At 62.5% G+C, this 15,597-nt stretch carries 17 protein-coding genes; 7 read left to right on the top strand and 10 right to left on the bottom strand.

The genetic code is table 11. The annotated features are described in order from the left end of the window. Positions 1-39 precede the first annotated feature (39 nt). Positions 40-810, top strand: a complete 771-nt coding sequence (locus ACI5KX_RS06565; RefSeq protein ID WP_406809872.1) for a thioredoxin domain-containing protein — start codon at positions 40-42, stop codon at positions 808-810. Positions 811-829: 19 nt separating this feature from the next. Next, positions 830-4,252 carry a chromosome segregation protein SMC gene (smc, locus tag ACI5KX_RS06560; protein ID WP_406809871.1) on the top strand — a complete coding sequence of 1,141 codons (3,423 nt, stop codon included), beginning with the start codon at positions 830-832 and terminating at the stop codon, positions 4,250-4,252. A gap of 18 nt (positions 4,253-4,270) precedes the next feature. On the opposite strand, the gene ACI5KX_RS06555 is transcribed toward smc, so the two are convergent. The 5 genes from ACI5KX_RS06555 to rpmF all read right to left on the bottom strand — a co-directional run bounded on the left by ACI5KX_RS06555 (position 4,271) and on the right by rpmF (position 7,415). Beyond that, positions 4,271-4,702 carry a MerR family transcriptional regulator gene (locus ACI5KX_RS06555; RefSeq protein ID WP_406809870.1) on the bottom strand — a complete coding sequence of 144 codons (432 nt, stop codon included), beginning with the start codon at positions 4,700-4,702 and terminating at the stop codon, positions 4,271-4,273. A gap of 18 nt (positions 4,703-4,720) precedes the next feature. Continuing rightward, positions 4,721-5,023, bottom strand: coding sequence for an integration host factor subunit alpha (locus tag ACI5KX_RS06550; RefSeq protein ID WP_406809869.1), 303 nt, complete (start codon positions 5,021-5,023; stop codon positions 4,721-4,723). 123 nt (positions 5,024-5,146) lie between these two features. Then, the gene (locus ACI5KX_RS06545; protein WP_406809868.1) at positions 5,147-6,115 is read right to left on the bottom strand and encodes a beta-ketoacyl-ACP synthase III; all 969 of its coding nucleotides are present in this window, start codon (positions 6,113-6,115) and stop codon (positions 5,147-5,149) included. Continuing rightward, on the bottom strand, positions 6,112-7,203 hold the full coding sequence (plsX, locus tag ACI5KX_RS06540) for a phosphate acyltransferase PlsX (protein ID WP_406809867.1): 1,092 nt from the start codon (positions 7,201-7,203) through the stop codon (positions 6,112-6,114). Before plsX ends, ACI5KX_RS06545 begins: the two co-directional genes overlap by 4 nt. Before the next feature lie 32 nt (positions 7,204-7,235). Continuing rightward, positions 7,236-7,415: a 50S ribosomal protein L32 gene (rpmF, locus tag ACI5KX_RS06535; protein ID WP_152435052.1), complete on the bottom strand. Its 180-nt coding sequence runs from the start codon at positions 7,413-7,415 to the stop codon at positions 7,236-7,238. A gap of 227 nt (positions 7,416-7,642) precedes the next feature. Between rpmF and ACI5KX_RS06530 the strand changes: the two genes are divergently transcribed. Beyond that, positions 7,643-8,038: an MAPEG family protein gene (locus tag ACI5KX_RS06530; RefSeq protein WP_406809866.1), complete on the top strand. Its 396-nt coding sequence runs from the start codon at positions 7,643-7,645 to the stop codon at positions 8,036-8,038. A 3-nt stretch (positions 8,039-8,041) separates the two neighbouring features. On the opposite strand, the gene ACI5KX_RS06525 is transcribed toward ACI5KX_RS06530, so the two are convergent. Together ACI5KX_RS06525 and ACI5KX_RS06520 are read right to left on the bottom strand one after the other, a co-directional pair. Further along, positions 8,042-8,683 (bottom strand): MBL fold metallo-hydrolase, encoded by a 642-nt coding sequence (locus tag ACI5KX_RS06525; RefSeq protein WP_406811334.1) that lies wholly within the window; start codon positions 8,681-8,683, stop codon positions 8,042-8,044. A 38-nt stretch (positions 8,684-8,721) separates the two neighbouring features. Further along, entirely contained in the window at positions 8,722-9,384 is a 663-nt protein-coding gene (locus tag ACI5KX_RS06520) for a helix-turn-helix transcriptional regulator (protein ID WP_406809865.1), read from the bottom strand. A gap of 166 nt (positions 9,385-9,550) precedes the next feature. Here ACI5KX_RS06520 and ACI5KX_RS06515 point away from each other — a divergent pair, with 166 nt between their 5' ends. Next, positions 9,551-10,102, top strand: coding sequence for a hypothetical protein (locus ACI5KX_RS06515; protein ID WP_406809864.1), 552 nt, complete (start codon positions 9,551-9,553; stop codon positions 10,100-10,102). Positions 10,103-10,185: 83 nt separating this feature from the next. Here the strand turns inward: ACI5KX_RS06515 and ACI5KX_RS06510 are convergent, their stop codons facing one another. After that, positions 10,186-11,064, bottom strand: a complete 879-nt coding sequence (locus ACI5KX_RS06510) for an IS1595 family transposase (protein WP_406809863.1) — start codon at positions 11,062-11,064, stop codon at positions 10,186-10,188. A gap of 119 nt (positions 11,065-11,183) precedes the next feature. Here ACI5KX_RS06510 and ACI5KX_RS06505 point away from each other — a divergent pair, with 119 nt between their 5' ends. The 3 genes from ACI5KX_RS06505 to ACI5KX_RS06495 all read left to right on the top strand — a co-directional run bounded on the left by ACI5KX_RS06505 (position 11,184) and on the right by ACI5KX_RS06495 (position 12,348). After that, the gene (locus tag ACI5KX_RS06505; RefSeq protein WP_406809862.1) at positions 11,184-11,396 is read left to right on the top strand and encodes a hypothetical protein; all 213 of its coding nucleotides are present in this window, start codon (positions 11,184-11,186) and stop codon (positions 11,394-11,396) included. Continuing rightward, positions 11,390-11,782, top strand: a complete 393-nt coding sequence (locus ACI5KX_RS06500; RefSeq protein ID WP_406809861.1) for a hypothetical protein — start codon at positions 11,390-11,392, stop codon at positions 11,780-11,782. Before ACI5KX_RS06505 ends, ACI5KX_RS06500 begins: the two co-directional genes overlap by 7 nt. 116 nt (positions 11,783-11,898) lie before the next feature. Beyond that, entirely contained in the window at positions 11,899-12,348 is a 450-nt protein-coding gene (locus ACI5KX_RS06495) for a hypothetical protein (RefSeq protein WP_406809860.1), read from the top strand. A gap of 54 nt (positions 12,349-12,402) precedes the next feature. Here the strand turns inward: ACI5KX_RS06495 and ACI5KX_RS06490 are convergent, their stop codons facing one another. Both ACI5KX_RS06490 and ACI5KX_RS06485 read right to left on the bottom strand, forming a co-directional pair. Continuing rightward, positions 12,403-13,845 (bottom strand): aldehyde dehydrogenase family protein, encoded by a 1,443-nt coding sequence (locus ACI5KX_RS06490; RefSeq protein ID WP_406811333.1) that lies wholly within the window; start codon positions 13,843-13,845, stop codon positions 12,403-12,405. Positions 13,846-13,864: 19 nt separating this feature from the next. Next, positions 13,865-15,547, bottom strand: a complete 1,683-nt coding sequence (locus ACI5KX_RS06485) for an acetolactate synthase large subunit (RefSeq protein WP_406809859.1) — start codon at positions 15,545-15,547, stop codon at positions 13,865-13,867. Positions 15,548-15,597 lie beyond the last annotated feature (50 nt).

Here is a 15,597-nt window from a genome sequence, read left to right as displayed (position 1 = left end):
CCGTTTAACTTCCTCCATTCGAATGAAGGTGACATCGACATGATTTCGATCCGTTCCGTCTCAACCAAACGCGCAATGGCAATCGGCGCGATTGCCCCGCTGGCGCTCGCGCTTTCTGCATGTGACAGCGCCCCGGAAGAAGGCGGTGCTCCCGCCGGCGAGCCGATCGAAGCGATCCCGGCTCCCGACGGCACCAGCTGGACCGAAACCGTCAACATCAGCGAGGAAGGCGGATACGTCCTCGGCAACCCTGACGCACCGCTCAAGCTGGTCGAATACGCGTCGCACACTTGCAGCGCCTGCGCCTATTTCGCGCAGACCGGCTCGACCCCGCTCAAGGAAGACTACGTTTCGACCGGCGTGGTGAGCTATGAGCTGCGCAATTTGATCGCCAACCCGGTGGATCTGACGATTGCGACGCTGGTGCGCTGCGGCCAGCCGGAGAGCATGCAGGTCCTCGCCGATCAGGCATGGGTCCAGTTCGAAGAGGTGATGGGCGGCGTTTCCGCCAATGCCGAAGCGATCAACGCCACCGGTGACCTGCCGCTGGAAGAACGTTTCGTACAAATCGGCGAGGTTTCCGGCCTGATCGACTTCTTCTCCGCGCGCGGCCTCTCGGCCGATCAGGCGCGCCAGTGTCTTGCCGATGTCCCGAACATCGAAGGTATTGCCGAACGTTCCCAGCAGCAGGGTCAGGAGCTCAACCTCACGGGCACCCCCTCATGGCTCCTCAACGGGCGCAAGCTCGAGGTGAACCAGTGGGCCGATCTCGAACCCGTCCTGCAGCGCGCCGGCGCGCGGACCGAGTAAGCGGGAGCACCACCAACCCATGCAGTTCCACCGGCTCAAGCTCAGCGGCTTCAAGAGCTTCGTCGAGCCGGCGGAACTGCGCATCGAGCCCGGGCTGACCGGGGTCGTCGGGCCGAACGGCTGCGGCAAGTCCAACCTGCTGGAAGCAATCCGCTGGGTTATGGGCGAGACCTCGGCCAAATCGATGCGCTCGGGCTGGATGGAAGACGTGATTTTCGCGGGCACTTCGGCCCGGCCCGAACGGGCCTTCGCCGAAGTCGTCCTGCACGCCAGCGACGCCGAAGGCGAAGAGCTGGTCGTAACACGCCGGATCGAGCGCGGCGCTGGCAGCGCCTACCGCGTGAACGGCCGCGATGTCCGTGCGAAGGATGTTGCGCTGACCTTTGCCGATGCGGCAACCGGCGCGCATTCTCCCGCACTCGTCAGCCAGGGCAAGATCGCCCAGGTGATCGCTGCAAAACCGGCCGAGCGCCGCAAGATGCTCGAAGAAGCGGCCGGCATCTCGGGCCTGCATGTCCGGCGTAAAGACGCCGAGAGCAAGCTGCGCTCGACCGAAGCCAACCTCGCGCGGCTCGAAGACCTGATGGCGGGGCTGGATTCGCAAATGGCCTCGCTCCGGCGCCAGGCCAAACAGGCCGAGCGTTACAAGAAGCTCTCCGACCAGATAACCGTGGCCGAGGCGCGGTTGCTGTTCGCGCGCTGGCGCGACGCGGCGCATGCCGCCAAGGAAGCGCGCAAGGCCGCCGAAGACGCAGAGGCGCGCGTCGCTGCGGCTCAGGAAGCAAGCAAGGCAGCGCAGAAGGAACAGGGCGAGGCAGCGGCAAAACTCGCCGAAGCGCGCGACGAACTCGCCGACCGCCGCGAAGACGCCAGCGCACACGGCCACCGCATGGCAGCGCTGTCCGAGAAGCTCGAAGCGGCGGAAGCACGGCTCGCGGATCTCGATCGGCAAAAGGCGCGGCTGCAAGAAGACCGCAAGGACGCAGACCGCCTCACTGCCGATGCGGTCGAAGCGCTATCGCGGCTCGCGCGCGAAATCGATGCAAGCAAGGCGACGGTCGAACAGGCCGAAACCGCTCGGCCACAGATCGCAGATCGCAGCGAGAATGCCGAACGCGCCAGTCGTGCCGCCGAACTTGCGCTTGCCAAGGCGACCGCCGATCACGCCGGGGTCGAAGCCGAATGGCGTGTGGCCGAGGCCGCGATCGAGCAGGCCGAAGCGCGGCTCGCGCGCCTTGCCCGCGAGAGCGAACGGATCGCCGCGACGCGCGCCGAACTCTCGGACGGACAGGATCCCGAAGCTGCGGTGATTTCCGCGCGCGAGGCCGCCGACGACGCGGCCGGCGAGGTCGCTCGCCTGCGGACCACGATCGAGGACGCGCAGACGCGCAAGGGCGACCTGCAAACCGCACGCGACGAGGCCGCCGCTGCGCTTGCCACGGCGAAGGCCGAACTTGCCGGGATCGAGCGCGAGTTCACCGCCCTCGCCCGCGATCGCGATGCGCGGGCCAAGAGCGCGGCAAACCGTAAGGGTCTGCCGGTCGCGCTCGACAAGGTCGGTGTCGAACCGGGATACGAACGCGCGCTCGCGGCGGTGCTCGGGCGCGATGCCAAATCGCCCCTGGGCAATCCGGCTGGCGATGACGAAGGGCGCTTCTGGACCGGAACCGACGCACCTTCGCAGGTTGCCGACAGCCTGCTCGACCATATCAGCGCCTGCCCCGCCGAATTGCGCGCACGGCTTGCGCTGGTGCATGTCGCGGACACAGACGATGGACGCTCGCTCGCACCGGGTGAGTGGCTGGTCACGACCGGTGGCCACCTGCGCCGCTGGGACGGGTTCGTAGCGCGCGGCGAAGGGTCCGCGGAGGCCGCCCGCCTTGAAGCGGCGAACCGTCTGACGGAACTCGAAGGCCTGCTTCCCGATCTGCGCGGCGCGGCACAGCTCGCCGAAGCCGAGGAACGCACCACACGCGAGGAGCTTTCCGCCCTGCAGACCCGTCTCGTGGCGCAGGAGCGGGAACTATCAAGTGCGATCGAGGCGGAGCGAGGGGCTCTGCGGGCGCTCGATCAGGCCGAGGCCGCGAAAGATCGTATCGCCGCCCGGTTGGAGGAATTGGCCGAAAGCGAACGCGAAATCGCTGAGCAGTTGAAGGCAGCCGAGGCCGAACTCGCCGCCGCGCGGGAGCAGCGCGATACCCTGCCCTCGCCCGATACCGGCCGTGCTTCACTCGAGGCGGCACAGGCCAAGCACGAGGCCGCCAAGTCGGCGGTTCAGGCCGCGCTCGCAGAGCTTGCATCGCACGATCAGGGCCTTGCGGTAGCGCGCGAACGGCTCGCGGCCCAGCAGGCGGATCACGCAAACTGGAAGGCGCGCTCATCCGAAGCGACCCAGCGCACCGCCGAAGCCGGGCGACGGCTCGAGGAAATCGAGGAAGAGCGCGCGGTGATCGCAGCCAAGCCCGCCGCGCTGATGGCCGAGATCGAACAGGGCGATGTGATGCGCGAACGGCTGAACACCGAGCTTGCCGCCGCCGAGGAAGCCAAGAACGCTGCACAGGAGGTGGTCACCGCCGCCGAACGCAAACTCGCCGACGTTACCGAAAACCTCGCACAGGCGCGCGAAGGCCGCGCGACGCTGGTCGCCCGCGCCGAAAGCGAAGAGGCACGCCGCGGCGAGATGGCGCGCGTATCCGGCGAGCGCTTCCAGTGCCCGCCGCCGCTGCTCGCCGAGCGCTTCGAATTCGCCGAAGAGAATGTGAAGCATTCCTCCGCCGAAAGCGAGGAGATGGACAAGCTTGTGGCCAGCCGCGAGCGGATCGGTCCGGTCAATCTCGTCGCCGCCGAGGAGCTCGAACGGTTGGAGCAAGAGCACGGCACCAACGCCAGCGAGCAGGCCGAACTTACCGAAGCGGTCGCGCGGCTGCGCGGTTCGATCGGCAGCCTCAACCGCGAGGGTCGCGAACGGCTCCGCGCCGCCTTCGAAGAGGTCGATGGACATTTCCGTGAGCTGTTCACGCGGCTGTTCCAGGGGGGGCAGGCGCATCTCGCGCTGATCGACAGCGACGATCCGCTCGAAGCCGGTCTCGAAATTTACGCCCAGCCACCGGGCAAGCGGCTGCAATCGCTGTCGCTGCTGTCGGGCGGCGAGCAGGCCCTGACCGCGACCGCGCTGATTTTCGCGCTGTTCCTGACCAATCCCGCACCGATCTGCGTGCTCGACGAGGTCGATGCGCCGCTCGACGATGCCAATGTAGAGCGATTCTGCGATTTGCTCGACTCGATGGTGAACACCACCAACACGCGCTACCTGATCGTCACCCACAATGCGGTTACGATGAGCCGGATGCACCGGCTCTTCGGCGTGACAATGGCAGAAAAGGGTGTGTCGCGACTGGTCAGCGTCGACCTGGGCGAAGCCGAATTGATGGCAGCCGAATAGGCCGCCCCGCAGTCACATTCAGACTTCGATCGCGCGCTCGAGCCGGGTGCGAATCGCTTTGAGCCGCGCAACTGCCTCGACGATCTTCGGCCTGTGGTCGGGCGCAGCCGGTCGGGCAAGGTCCCCGCCGCTGTCCGCGCTCGCGCGGCGATCACCGCTCCGGCGATCACTCCGGCGCCGGTCGAGTTCCGACTTGCCGGATGAACGCAAAACGGCCTCGGCGCCCTTAAGCGTATACCCCTCCTGATTGACGAGCCGGTCGATCGTTTCGACCAGCTCCACGTCTTTCGGACGGTAATAGCGTCGTCCGCCGCTGCGCTTGAGCGGCTTGAGCAGCGAAAACTGCTGCTCCCAATACCTCAGGACATGCGGCTTGATGTCGAGCGCATCGCTGACTTCGCCGATGGTGCGCAGCGCGCCTTCGTCCTTGCCATCGTCGAATTCAGCCATGCGCCCACTCCAGTTACATTAATCGCCCTTGGCGATGCGCTCCTTGAGCAATTGGCTTGCCCTGAAAGTCATCACCCTGCGCGGAGTGATCGGAACCTCGACCCCGGTTTTGGGGTTGCGGCCGATCCGCTCGTTCTTGTCCCTGAGGACGAAACTTCCGAAACCGGATATTTTTACATTTTCACCACCGGCCAGTGCATCGCTCATCTTGTCGAGGATGGCCTCGACCAGATCGAGCGACTCTGCCCGGCTGAAACCCAGCTTTCTATTTATTGTCTCAGCCAGGTCAGCCCGCGTTAACGTGCCTACTGAACGCATCATTGGCGTCTCTCCTTCGTCGGTGCGACCCGCTACGAAGAGTATGAAGTGTAAAGTTTTATCGTAAGAATCGCAACTTGCGTGACGCAGCGTGTACAAATTTTACACAGAGTGAAACGTCGCGCGTTAGATGCGCATCAGGCTAGCGCCCCAGGTAAAGCCCCCGCCCATGGCTTCGAACATGACGAGATCGCCTGGTTTGATCCGTCCGTCGCGCCGCGCCACATCGAAAGCAAGCGGCACCGAAGCGGCGGACGTATTGGCATGGCGATCGACCGTGACCACCACTTTTTCCGGCGGGATGCCGAGCTTTTTGGCGGTAGCATCGAGGATGCGCGCGTTGGCCTGGTGGGGCACGACCCAGTCGATGTCGGACACCGAAACATCCGCCTTTTCAAGCACTTCATGAAGCACATTGGCAAGATTGACCACGGCATGGCGGAACACCTCGCGGCCCTTCATGCGCAAATGACCGACGGTTTGCGTCGTCGAGGGTCCGCCGTCGACAAAAAGCAGGTCATGCTGCGCCCCGTCGGCATGGAGGCGGCTCGCAAGAATACCGCTTTCGGAAGCCGCGCCGGGTTCGGGCGCTTCGAGCACGACCGCCCCGGCGCCGTCACCGAACAACACGCAAGTGGTGCGGTCTTCCCAGTCGAGGATTCGACTGAATGTTTCAGCACCGATCACCAGAGCGCGCTTTCCCATTCCGGTTTTCAGGAGCGAATCGGCAGTCGTCAACGCGTAGAGAAAACCCGAGCATACGGCATGGACATCGAAGGCGATCCCGCCATTGCAGCCGAGCGCATCTTGCACCTTGGTCGCGGTCGCGGGAAAGGTGTTGTCGGGCGTCGCGGTCGCGAGGATGATGATGTCGATGGTTTCCGCCGGAATGCCGGCATCGGCAATCGCAGCGCGGGCAGCATCGATTGCGAGCGTCGAGGTCGTTTCGCCTTCACCCGCGATGTAACGCTGGCGGATCCCGGTGCGCTCCACGATCCATTCGTCGCTGGTATCGATTTTCGCGGCGAGCTCGGCATTGGTGACCACCCGTTCGGGCAGTGCCGAACCCGAACCGAGCAGCCGGGCACCTGTCACTCTGCCGCCTCGCTGCCGGGATTGGCGGCGACATTGCCGTTTTCCTTGAGCGCGGCTTCGCCGAGTTCGGCAAGGTCGTCCGAAATGCGCTGTGTCAGATCGTCCTCGAGCAGCCGCGCGGCGACGTTCACCGCATGCGCAACACCCTTCGCATTCGCGCTGCCATGGCTCTTCACCACCACACCGTTGAGGCCGAGGAAGACCGCACCGTTGTGGTTGTTGGGGTCGAGGTGGTGGCGCAGCAGCTCGGTCGCAGGGCGCGACACGAGGAACCCGACCTTCGAACGCAGTGAGCTGGTGAAGGCCTGCCGGAGCAGATCGGTCACGAACCGCGCGGCGCCTTCGATCGCCTTCAGGGCGATATTGCCGGAGAAGCCGTCGGTCACGACCACATGGGTCTCGCCGCGATTGATCTTGTCGGATTCGACGAACCCGTCGAAATTGAGCGCAAGGCCGCTTTCCGGATCGGCTGTCGCGGCAGCCAGCCTGGCTGCCGCCTCGCGCAGCGCATCGGTGCCTTTGATCTCTTCGGTGCCGATATTCAGGAGGCGCACGGTCGGCTTCTCGAAGCCGTTGACGATCCGCGAATAGGCTGCGCCCATCACCGCGAACTGCACGAGGTTGCGCGCGTCCGCCTCGGTGTTTGCGCCGAGATCGAGCATCACCACGTCGTGGGGTTCGAGTGTCGGCATAAGCGCGGCGAGCGCGGGCCGATCGATCCCCGGCATGGTGCGCAGCGCGATCTTGCTCATCGCCATCAGCGCGCCGGTGTTGCCCGCGCTGACTGCAGCGCCGGCGGCACCTTCCTTCACCGCGTTTACGGCGAGACCCATGCTGGTAGTCTTTGCCCGGCGGATCGCCCGGCTGGGCTGCTCGTCGCCGCTGATCACATCTTCGCAGTGGAGGATTTCCGAGGCACCGCGCATGTTCGGGTGCGCTTCGAGCGCGGTCTCGATCTTGGTCTGGTCGCCGACCAGCAGGAACTGGAACTTGTCGTGAGAACGGCGAGCCAGCGCAGCGCCCTCGATCATGGTGCGCACGCCTTCATCACCGCCCATCGCATCAACGGCGATACGCGGCAGGCTCATAGCTCTCTCTCCGTATTCATCGCTTCGGGGGCTTAGAGCCCGACCGCGACGACCTCACGACCGTTGTAGTAACCGCAGTGCGGGCACAGGTTGTGCGGGCGCTTCAGTTCACCGCAATTCGAGCATTCGTGATGCGCTTCGACCTTGAGCGAATCGTGTGCGCGGCGATTGCCACGGCGGTGGGGCGATACTTTTCTCTTTGGAACAGCCATGGCGGCACCATTTCCTCAAATAAATACGTGTGTTCGTGTCAGTTGACGTTACGTCTTGCAGCCGCCCTTAGGACATGGGCGCGTTTCGCACAAGCACAAGGGCTGGCGATGCGTCCGGGCCGTAAGTTGGCTGGGAAGGCGCGCGCTATAGCGGAATATTCGCGCGTTGCAAGCATGGCGGCGTGCGTTTAGCACCGCGAGCTACACTTCTTGAGGGGATCATCTCGATGGTATTGCTTCCGGTTACACTGGCGACTGCGGCTGCGGCGGCCATTCTAAACCTCTGGCTGATGGTCCGCATCGGACGGGTCCGCGCGGCCGAGAAGATCTTCGTCGGAGACGAGGATAATGAGAACGTCATCCGCCGGATGCGCGCGCAGGCCAACTTCGTCGAGAGCGCTCCCTTCGTGCTGATCCTGATCGCCGCGATCGAAATCACGGGCAAAGGCGATCCCTGGCTCGCCTATGTCGCAGGCCTTTTCATCCTCGGGCGCGTGGCGCACGGCTTCGGCATGGATGGAGGCTCGCTCGGCAAGGGCCGGATGATCGGAACGCTGGTTACGATGCTGACGCTGCTAGGCCTTGGCGTTTACGCCGCGCTGATTGCCGCGAGGATCTTGTAGGACTCAGCCCAGCGCCATATCGCTTACGAACTGGTTCGTCTTGCGCTCCTGACCGAAGGTGCTGGTCGGGCCGTGGCCGGGGATGAACATCACGTCCTCGCCGAGCGGCCACAGACGCTGGGTGATGCTGTCGATCAGGTCCTGGTGATTGCCCTTGGGGAAATCGGTGCGGCCGATGCTGCCCTGGAACAGCACGTCGCCGACGATCGCGAAGCGGCTCGGTTCGTGGAAGAACACGACATGGCCGGGCGTGTGGCCAGGGCAATGGATCACATCGAGTTCGAGTTCTCCGACGGTGACCTTGTCGCCGTGCTCGAGCCATCGGGTCGGCTCGAAGGTCTGTGCATGCATCCCCCAACGCGCGCCATCGTCGTCCAGCTGGGCGATCCAGAAGCGGTCGTCTTCGTGCGGCCCTTCGATCGGCAGTCCAAGCTCGTCGGCAAGCATTCCAGCCTGTCCGCAATGATCCAGATGGCCATGGGTGATGAGGATCTTCTCAAGCTCGACACCGGCCTTGGCCACGCCTTCCTTCAACCGGTCGAGGTCGCCGCCGGGATCGACCAGCGCAGCCTTGTTGGTCTTGGTGCACCAGATCAGCGAGCAGTTCTGCTGCAGCGGTGTCACCGGGATGATCGCGGCTTTCATTGGCGGAGTGGGTCTGTCGGTCATCGGGAGTATGTGGGTTAAACCCGCCCGCCTTTCCAGACCACCCGGCCGATAATTTCCACATCCTCTGCCGCGACGCTGACTGGCGGGTAGGCGAGGTTCTGGCTGAGCAGCGTAAGACGCCCTGGCCCCGCGCTCGCGACGCGCTTCACCATCAGTGTATCGTCCAGGCGCACGACGTGCACCCCGTCCCGGAAGCGGCGGGGCGAGCGATCGACGAGGATTTCGTCGCCATCGTTGAGGAGCGGCTGCATCGAATCCCCCTGGACAGTGATCGCTGAAAGCTGCGCACCTTCGAGACCCTGCTCGGCAAGCCAACGGCGCGAAAAGCGGAATGCGTCGAAAAACGCTTCGCTAGCGGGAAGCGCCCCGGGACCTGCAGAGGCACCGATGTCGAGCCTCGGGACGTCGATATAGCCTGATCGGCGCCCGAACGACGCGTCAATATAGGATTTTTCCTTACCTTCGCCGCCAAGCTCAACCTCGTCCACCCCGAAGAACTGCGCCAGCTTCCACCGATCGCTCTCTCCCAGCCGCCTCGGCGTGCCGCGCTTGATAAACTGCTGGAGATACGCGGGATTACGACCAAGCATCTCGGAAAGGCCACTCAGGCTCGCCCCCCGTTCCCGCGCCAGCTCGGCAAGCCGCTCGCGCTGCGATGATCTTTTCGATCCGCTCATCCGCAGAATTCCTCGCTTTTCGTCGATGTGACCCTTTATTTTTCCTATAGCATAGGATTTTTCCTAGACAAGTAGGATTTGGTGATTATCCCCTTCCGACACGTGTCCGTGGAAAGTCTCGTGCCGATGACTCCAGCGAATCGGAGGTGCGCGCTATGACGCCGGAATGCGCGAAAAACCCAGATGGCAGAAATATTTGGCTGCGGCCTTGTTATTCGCCGCTGGCGCAGTTGTTGATGCGCTTTTCGGTTTCGGAATTAGTGCGATGATTGCGCACTACGCATCCGATATTTCGCTGGCAGATATCTCGTCTTTGCCCTGGGGTGGGATTCTTAGCGTCCTTCTTGTTTTGGCAGCCGGTGCCATCTTATTCTGGCCTAGCCCAAAGAAAGTGAAATTGAATCCGACACAGAAACTACAAAGTCTTGCAAGACCGGCATCGGTGATCCTTCATCGGTTCAATGAACATCGAAACTCGACTTTTCTGGCAGAGCGCCTTTATCCGATGAACAACCTAATGAGCGACGCATTTTCCCTGCTCATCACTTTTGAGAAAGCGGGCCTCATTGTGCCGAACTTCTCAAACCTCGACGCTCGTCAGCAAATTGGTGCGATGGAGTACTACCTGTCGCAAATGACACCGCTACTGCGAGACGGGCACACAAATGAAGCGAAGGACGCTTCAGCTCATTTCGCGCAGCAGGCTGTAAACGGCTAAGAGTTTGCTGTATGCTCACAAGATGAATGATGCGCACGACAAATTCGACCGACTGTTAGAAGCCATGGTGCATGGCGAGAAGCCTAGCGCGAGAAAGAAGTCATCAACTCCGAAAGCATCGTCTCGGGACGGTTCCGGCGATTGTGACGGAACTCAAACTCGCCCAGATACTTCGACAGATGCTTCTGACTGACATGGATGTGAGTGCCGTGGATCGAGCGCTTTAGCTGCGCCCAGAAGCCCTCCACGCTGTTGGTCGATACCCCGCCCTTGGCGACATACTCGCCCTTCGAGTGGTTCACCTTCTTGTGCCAGTAGCCGTTGAGAATGCTTAGGTCGTTATAGCCGCCGAACTCGTCGGTGTGGACTTCGGTGTGCGCCTTCACGTGCAGCGGGATAATCTGGTTCATCGTCTCTTTGCGACGGTTCGGGAGAACGCGGATCACAATGTCACCGCCACGCTGCGCCATGCCGATCACGGCCACCTTGTTTGCCTTGTAGCCCGAACCTTTGCCTTCGACTTCACCGCCCATATAGGTCTCGTCGATTTCAACCGTGGTGAGCGGCCCGCCGATCGGTTCATCGCCATCGACCGCCGCCATATACTTGCGGATTTCGTGGCACATGCGCCAAGCGGTTTTGTAGGTGACACCGATCTGGCGCTCGACTTCCTTGGCGCTCACACCGTTCCGCTTCGAGCAGAACAGGAACATGACATAGAACCAATCACGAAGGCTCGTGCGCGTCCGGTGAAAGGGTGTGCCAGCAGTCGGGTAGACTTGGTGGCCGCAATGCTCGCAGCCATATGAGCGCCGCTTCGCGATCCGGTAGAACTGGGCATCCTTGCCGCACTTTTCGCACTCGTGACGCTCGCCAAAGCGCACCAGTTTCAGGTGCTCTAGGCAGCTATCCTCGGTGGGGAAGCGGTCTTGGAATTGGCGGAGTGTCGGTGCTTTCGTCATGCCCATTATATAGCACAAAACCTACGTGTCGGAAAGGGATAATCGCCTAGGATTTCAGTTGGAACATTTAAAGAACATCGAGTGATTCGACCGTTCCAATCCAGCCCACGGGGGAGACCATGTTGATCCGCAAAGTCGAGAAGTTCCTGCGCACCCACGACATGGCGGCGACCAAGTTCGGTCGCCTTGCTGCGCACGACCCCCGTTTCGTGCTCGACCTGCGCATGGGTCGCATACCACGCCCCGCGACCGAAGCGCGCACGCTGCGCTGGATGGCGGAATATGAAGCCGCCGCAGCGTTCATCGAAACCAAGGAGTTTGCCCCATGCTGATCGACACTTTCGCACACCCCGCACTGCTCGAAACCAAGTCGGCGCAGGTCGCGCGCCGCTATCGCCCGCGTCGCACCACCGCCGATCGCGTCCGCGACGCGTTGCTTGCACTGACCAACGGGCAGGCAAGCTTGCTCAAACATGAGGAGAAGGCCTGGGCCTCGATCACGTTCTCGGGGACGCGGCACGAAGTGATGCTCGACTTCGACGGGCGCGAGGCAGTCGAAGCGGGCGAGGAATTCATCACCGCCCTGCCCGATCATGAATTCACCATCCCCGGCCAGCTGGTGGCAGAAGCGACAATACGCGAAGTCGATCACCGTTTCGGCGGCGAGGACGAACGAATGGTGGTTACAGCCGTGCTGTTGCTGCTCGAGGAGAGCTGAACGGGCCGCAATCAGTCCGGATTCGCCAAAAATGCGCTTATCCGATATAACCGACGGACCTTGGCGGGGTCGCCCAGTTCTTAAAGCGCCAAGCAATTCAAACTGGGGGACTCTTTATGCGTAAATTTACTTTTCTGTTTGCTGCAACCGCTCTGGCCGCAATCCCGGCTTCTGCCTTGGCCGATAACCACAGCGAAGGACCGTCGGTTCGCGAGAACGCTCGGTATCTGAATATCATCATGGTCGACATCAAACCCGGTAAGCGGGGTCGGGCGGAAGAAATCATTCGCGACTATTTCGAGAAAGCATCGGACGCTGCGGATACGGCAAAGCCGGTTCTCGTCCATTTGCAAACAGGTGAATGGGATTTCCTCGTCGTGTGGCGCATGGAAGATGGCCCTGTCGAGCTCACCTACACGAGCAATCCGGACGGGGAGAAATGGTTTGCTGCGCTCTCCGAACTCGCTGGTGGCGAGGACAAGGCCAACGCGCTGTGGGAAGAGTACCAATCGCTCATCGCACGCAGCACCTCGATGATCGGGCATCGCCACATGGCTGCCGAGTAAACAACGACAATAAACGGAAAGCGCCGCCTCGATCGGATCGGGGCGGCGCTCTCGTTAGCGCCGGATCACGAGGTTCCGGATCTCGCTCATATCTTCCATCGCAAAGCGAATGCCTTCGCGTCCGAGGCCTGAATCCTTCACCCCGCCATAGGGCATGTTGTCGACGCGGTAGCTCGGCACGTCGTTGATCACGACGCCTCCGACTTCCAGCCGGTCCCACGCGTCGAACATCTTGAACAGGTCGCGGGTGAAGATGCCCGCCTGCAGGCCGAATTCGGAGCGGTTCACCTCGGCCAGCGCCCCATCGAAGTCGCTGAACTTCTGCAGGATCGCGAGCGGGCCGAAAGCCTCTTCGTTCAAGGCTCGCGCATCCTTTTCGACATTCTCGAGCAGCGTCGCTTCGAGCATGTTGCCGTTCGACAGACCGCCGCCGCACAGGAGTGTCGCCCCGCCTTCGACCGCCTCGTCGATCCAGCCTTTGAGCCGCGTAGCCTCGCCTTCGGAGATCATCGGGCCGATGAAGGTGGAGCGGTCTTTCGGGTCTCCCGCGACCAGCGTCTTCGTCTTCTCGACCAGCATTTCACGGAAGCGGTCGTAGATGTCCTCGTGGATAATGATCCGCTGGACGCCGATGCACGACTGTCCCGACTGGTAGAACGCGCCGAACACGATCCGCTCGAGCGCATCGTCGAGATCGGCGTCGTGGTCGACGATCACTGCCGCGTTGCCGCCGAGTTCGAGCACGACCTTCTTCTTGCCCGCACGCGCTTTCAGCGCCCAACCGACCGCCGGCGAACCGGTAAAGCTGAGCAGTTTCAGGCGCTCGTCGGTCGTGAACAGATCCGCACCGTCGCGGCTCGCCGGGAGTACCGAAAAAGCACCCTCGGGCAGCACATCGCATTCGGCCAGCACCTCGCCGATAATGATCGTCCCTAGCGGTGTCTTGGATGCAGGCTTGATGATGAACGGGCACCCCATCGCGATTGCGGGCGCAATCTTGTGCGCGGCGAGATTGAGCGGGAAGTTGAACGGCGAGATGAAACTGCACGGCCCGATCGGCACGCGCTTCCACATCGACTGGTATCCCTTCGCCCGCTCGGAAATGTCGAGCGGCATGACCTCGCCGTAATTGCGCACGGCTTCTTCGGCGGCAATGCGGAAGGTGTCGATCAGGCGCGTGACTTCGCCCTCGCTGTCGCCGATGGGCTTGCCCGCCTCGACACACAGCGCATAGGCGAGCTCGTCGAACCGCTCCTTGAAGCGGCTGACGCAATGCATCAACACATCCTGCTTTTCGTAGGAAGCAAGCCGCGCCATCGGCTCGGTAGCGGCGACGTTGCCGACGATGGCCTTGTCGATCGTCTCGGCATCGGCAAGCGCCACACGAAACGCGACTTCTCCGGTAAACTTGTCGGTGACGGCGAGATCGGTGTTGGGCTGCTCGGCCTTGTTGTTGAGATAGAGCGGATAGGTGTCTTTCAACTTGGGCAAGAAAATTCTCCTTTCCCATTCAATGTCATAGCTGCGCGCTCAGTTCCTTGATCTCGTGGTTGAGGATGCGGTCGTTCTCCGAATAATCGACCGGGCAATCGATCACGTGCACGCCCGGCGTGTCGCGGCATTCCGCGAGCACATCGGTAAGGTGTTCGCTGCTGGTGACACGGTGCCCTTCGGCGCCGTAGCTGCGCGCGTAATCGACGAAATCGGGATTGCCGAAGGTCAGCCCGTAATCGTCGAAGCCCATATTGGCCTGTTTCCAGCGGATCATCCCGTAGGCGTCGTCGCGCAGGATCAGCACGGTGAGGTCGAGGCGCAGGCGGACAGCGGTTTCCAGCTCCTGGCTGTTCATCATGAACCCGCCATCGCCGCAAATCGCCATCACCTTGCGCTCCGGATAGAGCATGGCGCTCATCATCGCGCTCGGCAGCCCTGCGCCCATGCTGGCGAGCGCGTTGTCGAGCAGCACGGTGTTGGGGAGATAGGCGGTGTAGTTCCGCGCGAACCACAGCTTGTAGATGCCGTTGTCGAGACAGATGATCCCGTCCTCCGGCATGCACTTGCGCACCTGCCGGACGAGATGCGGCGGGAAGATCGGGAAACGCGTGTCGTTTTCGAGCGGCTTCGAATGGTCGTGCTCGGCCTGCCGGTATTCGAGCATCCGGGTGAAATCCCAGTGCGGCTGCGGCTCCAGCGCTTCCTTGATCTGCCAGACCGCGTTGGCGATATCGCCGATCACCTCGATCTGCGGGAAATAGACCGGATCGACTTCGGCGGTCTTGGTCGAAACGTGGATCACGGTCGCGCAAGCCTTCGGATCGTCGAAGGCGTCGCGCATGAAGAACGGCGGCTTCTCGATCACATCGTGGCCGACATTGATGATGAGGTCTGCGTCCTCGATCGCGCGGTGGCAGAAATCACCGGAAGACAGCGCCGCGCAGCCAAGGAACAGCGGGTGCCGTTCGTCGAGCACGCCCTTGCCCATCTGGGTCGTGACGAACGGGATCCCTGTCTTGTCGACGAATTCGCGCAGCATGTTGCTGCTCATCCGCCGGTTGGCCCCCGCCGCGACGACCAGCACCGGAGCCTCGGCGTTTGCGATGGCTTCGACCGCATGGCGGACGGCCTTTTCCTCCGCCGAGGGCCGGCGTGCAAGGCTTGCCGGGATGGGGTTCGCGTCGGTTTCTTCGGTTGCAATATCCTCGGGCAGTTCGATGTGGGTCGCGCCGGGCTTCTCCTCTTCGGCCAGGCGGAAGGCCTCTCGCAAGCGGCTGGGAATGTTGTCGCCCGAATGCAGCTGGTGGGTCGATTTGGTGATCGGCCCCATCATGTCGACCACGTCGAGGATCTGGAACCGGCCCTGCTTCGAGCTCTTGATCGGCTTTTGCCCCGTGATCATCAGCATCGGCATTCCGCCCAACTGGGCGTAGGCTCCGGCGGTGACCAGATTGGTCGCGCCCGGGCCGAGCGTCGCCAGGCAAACGCCCGCCTTGCCGGTGTGGCGGCCATAGGTCGCAGCCATGAAGCCTGCGCCCTGTTCATGGCGGGTAAGCACCAGCTTGATCGAGCTGTCGGACAGGCTTTCGAGCAGGTCGAGGTTCTCCTCCCCCGGAACGCCGAAGACATATTCGACCCCCTCGGATTCGAGGCATTCGACGAAGAGGTCCGATGCTTTCCGTTTGTTCGCGCCTTCATCGGACATGGATCTTCGCTCCTATCATGCTCACTTCCACCAACGAGCGAGCACGTGGT

Source organism: Erythrobacter sp. GH1-10, assembly GCF_045363165.1.
GTDB lineage: Bacteria > Pseudomonadota > Alphaproteobacteria > Sphingomonadales > Sphingomonadaceae > Erythrobacter.
This window is presented reverse-complemented; position numbering and strand designations above follow the sequence as displayed.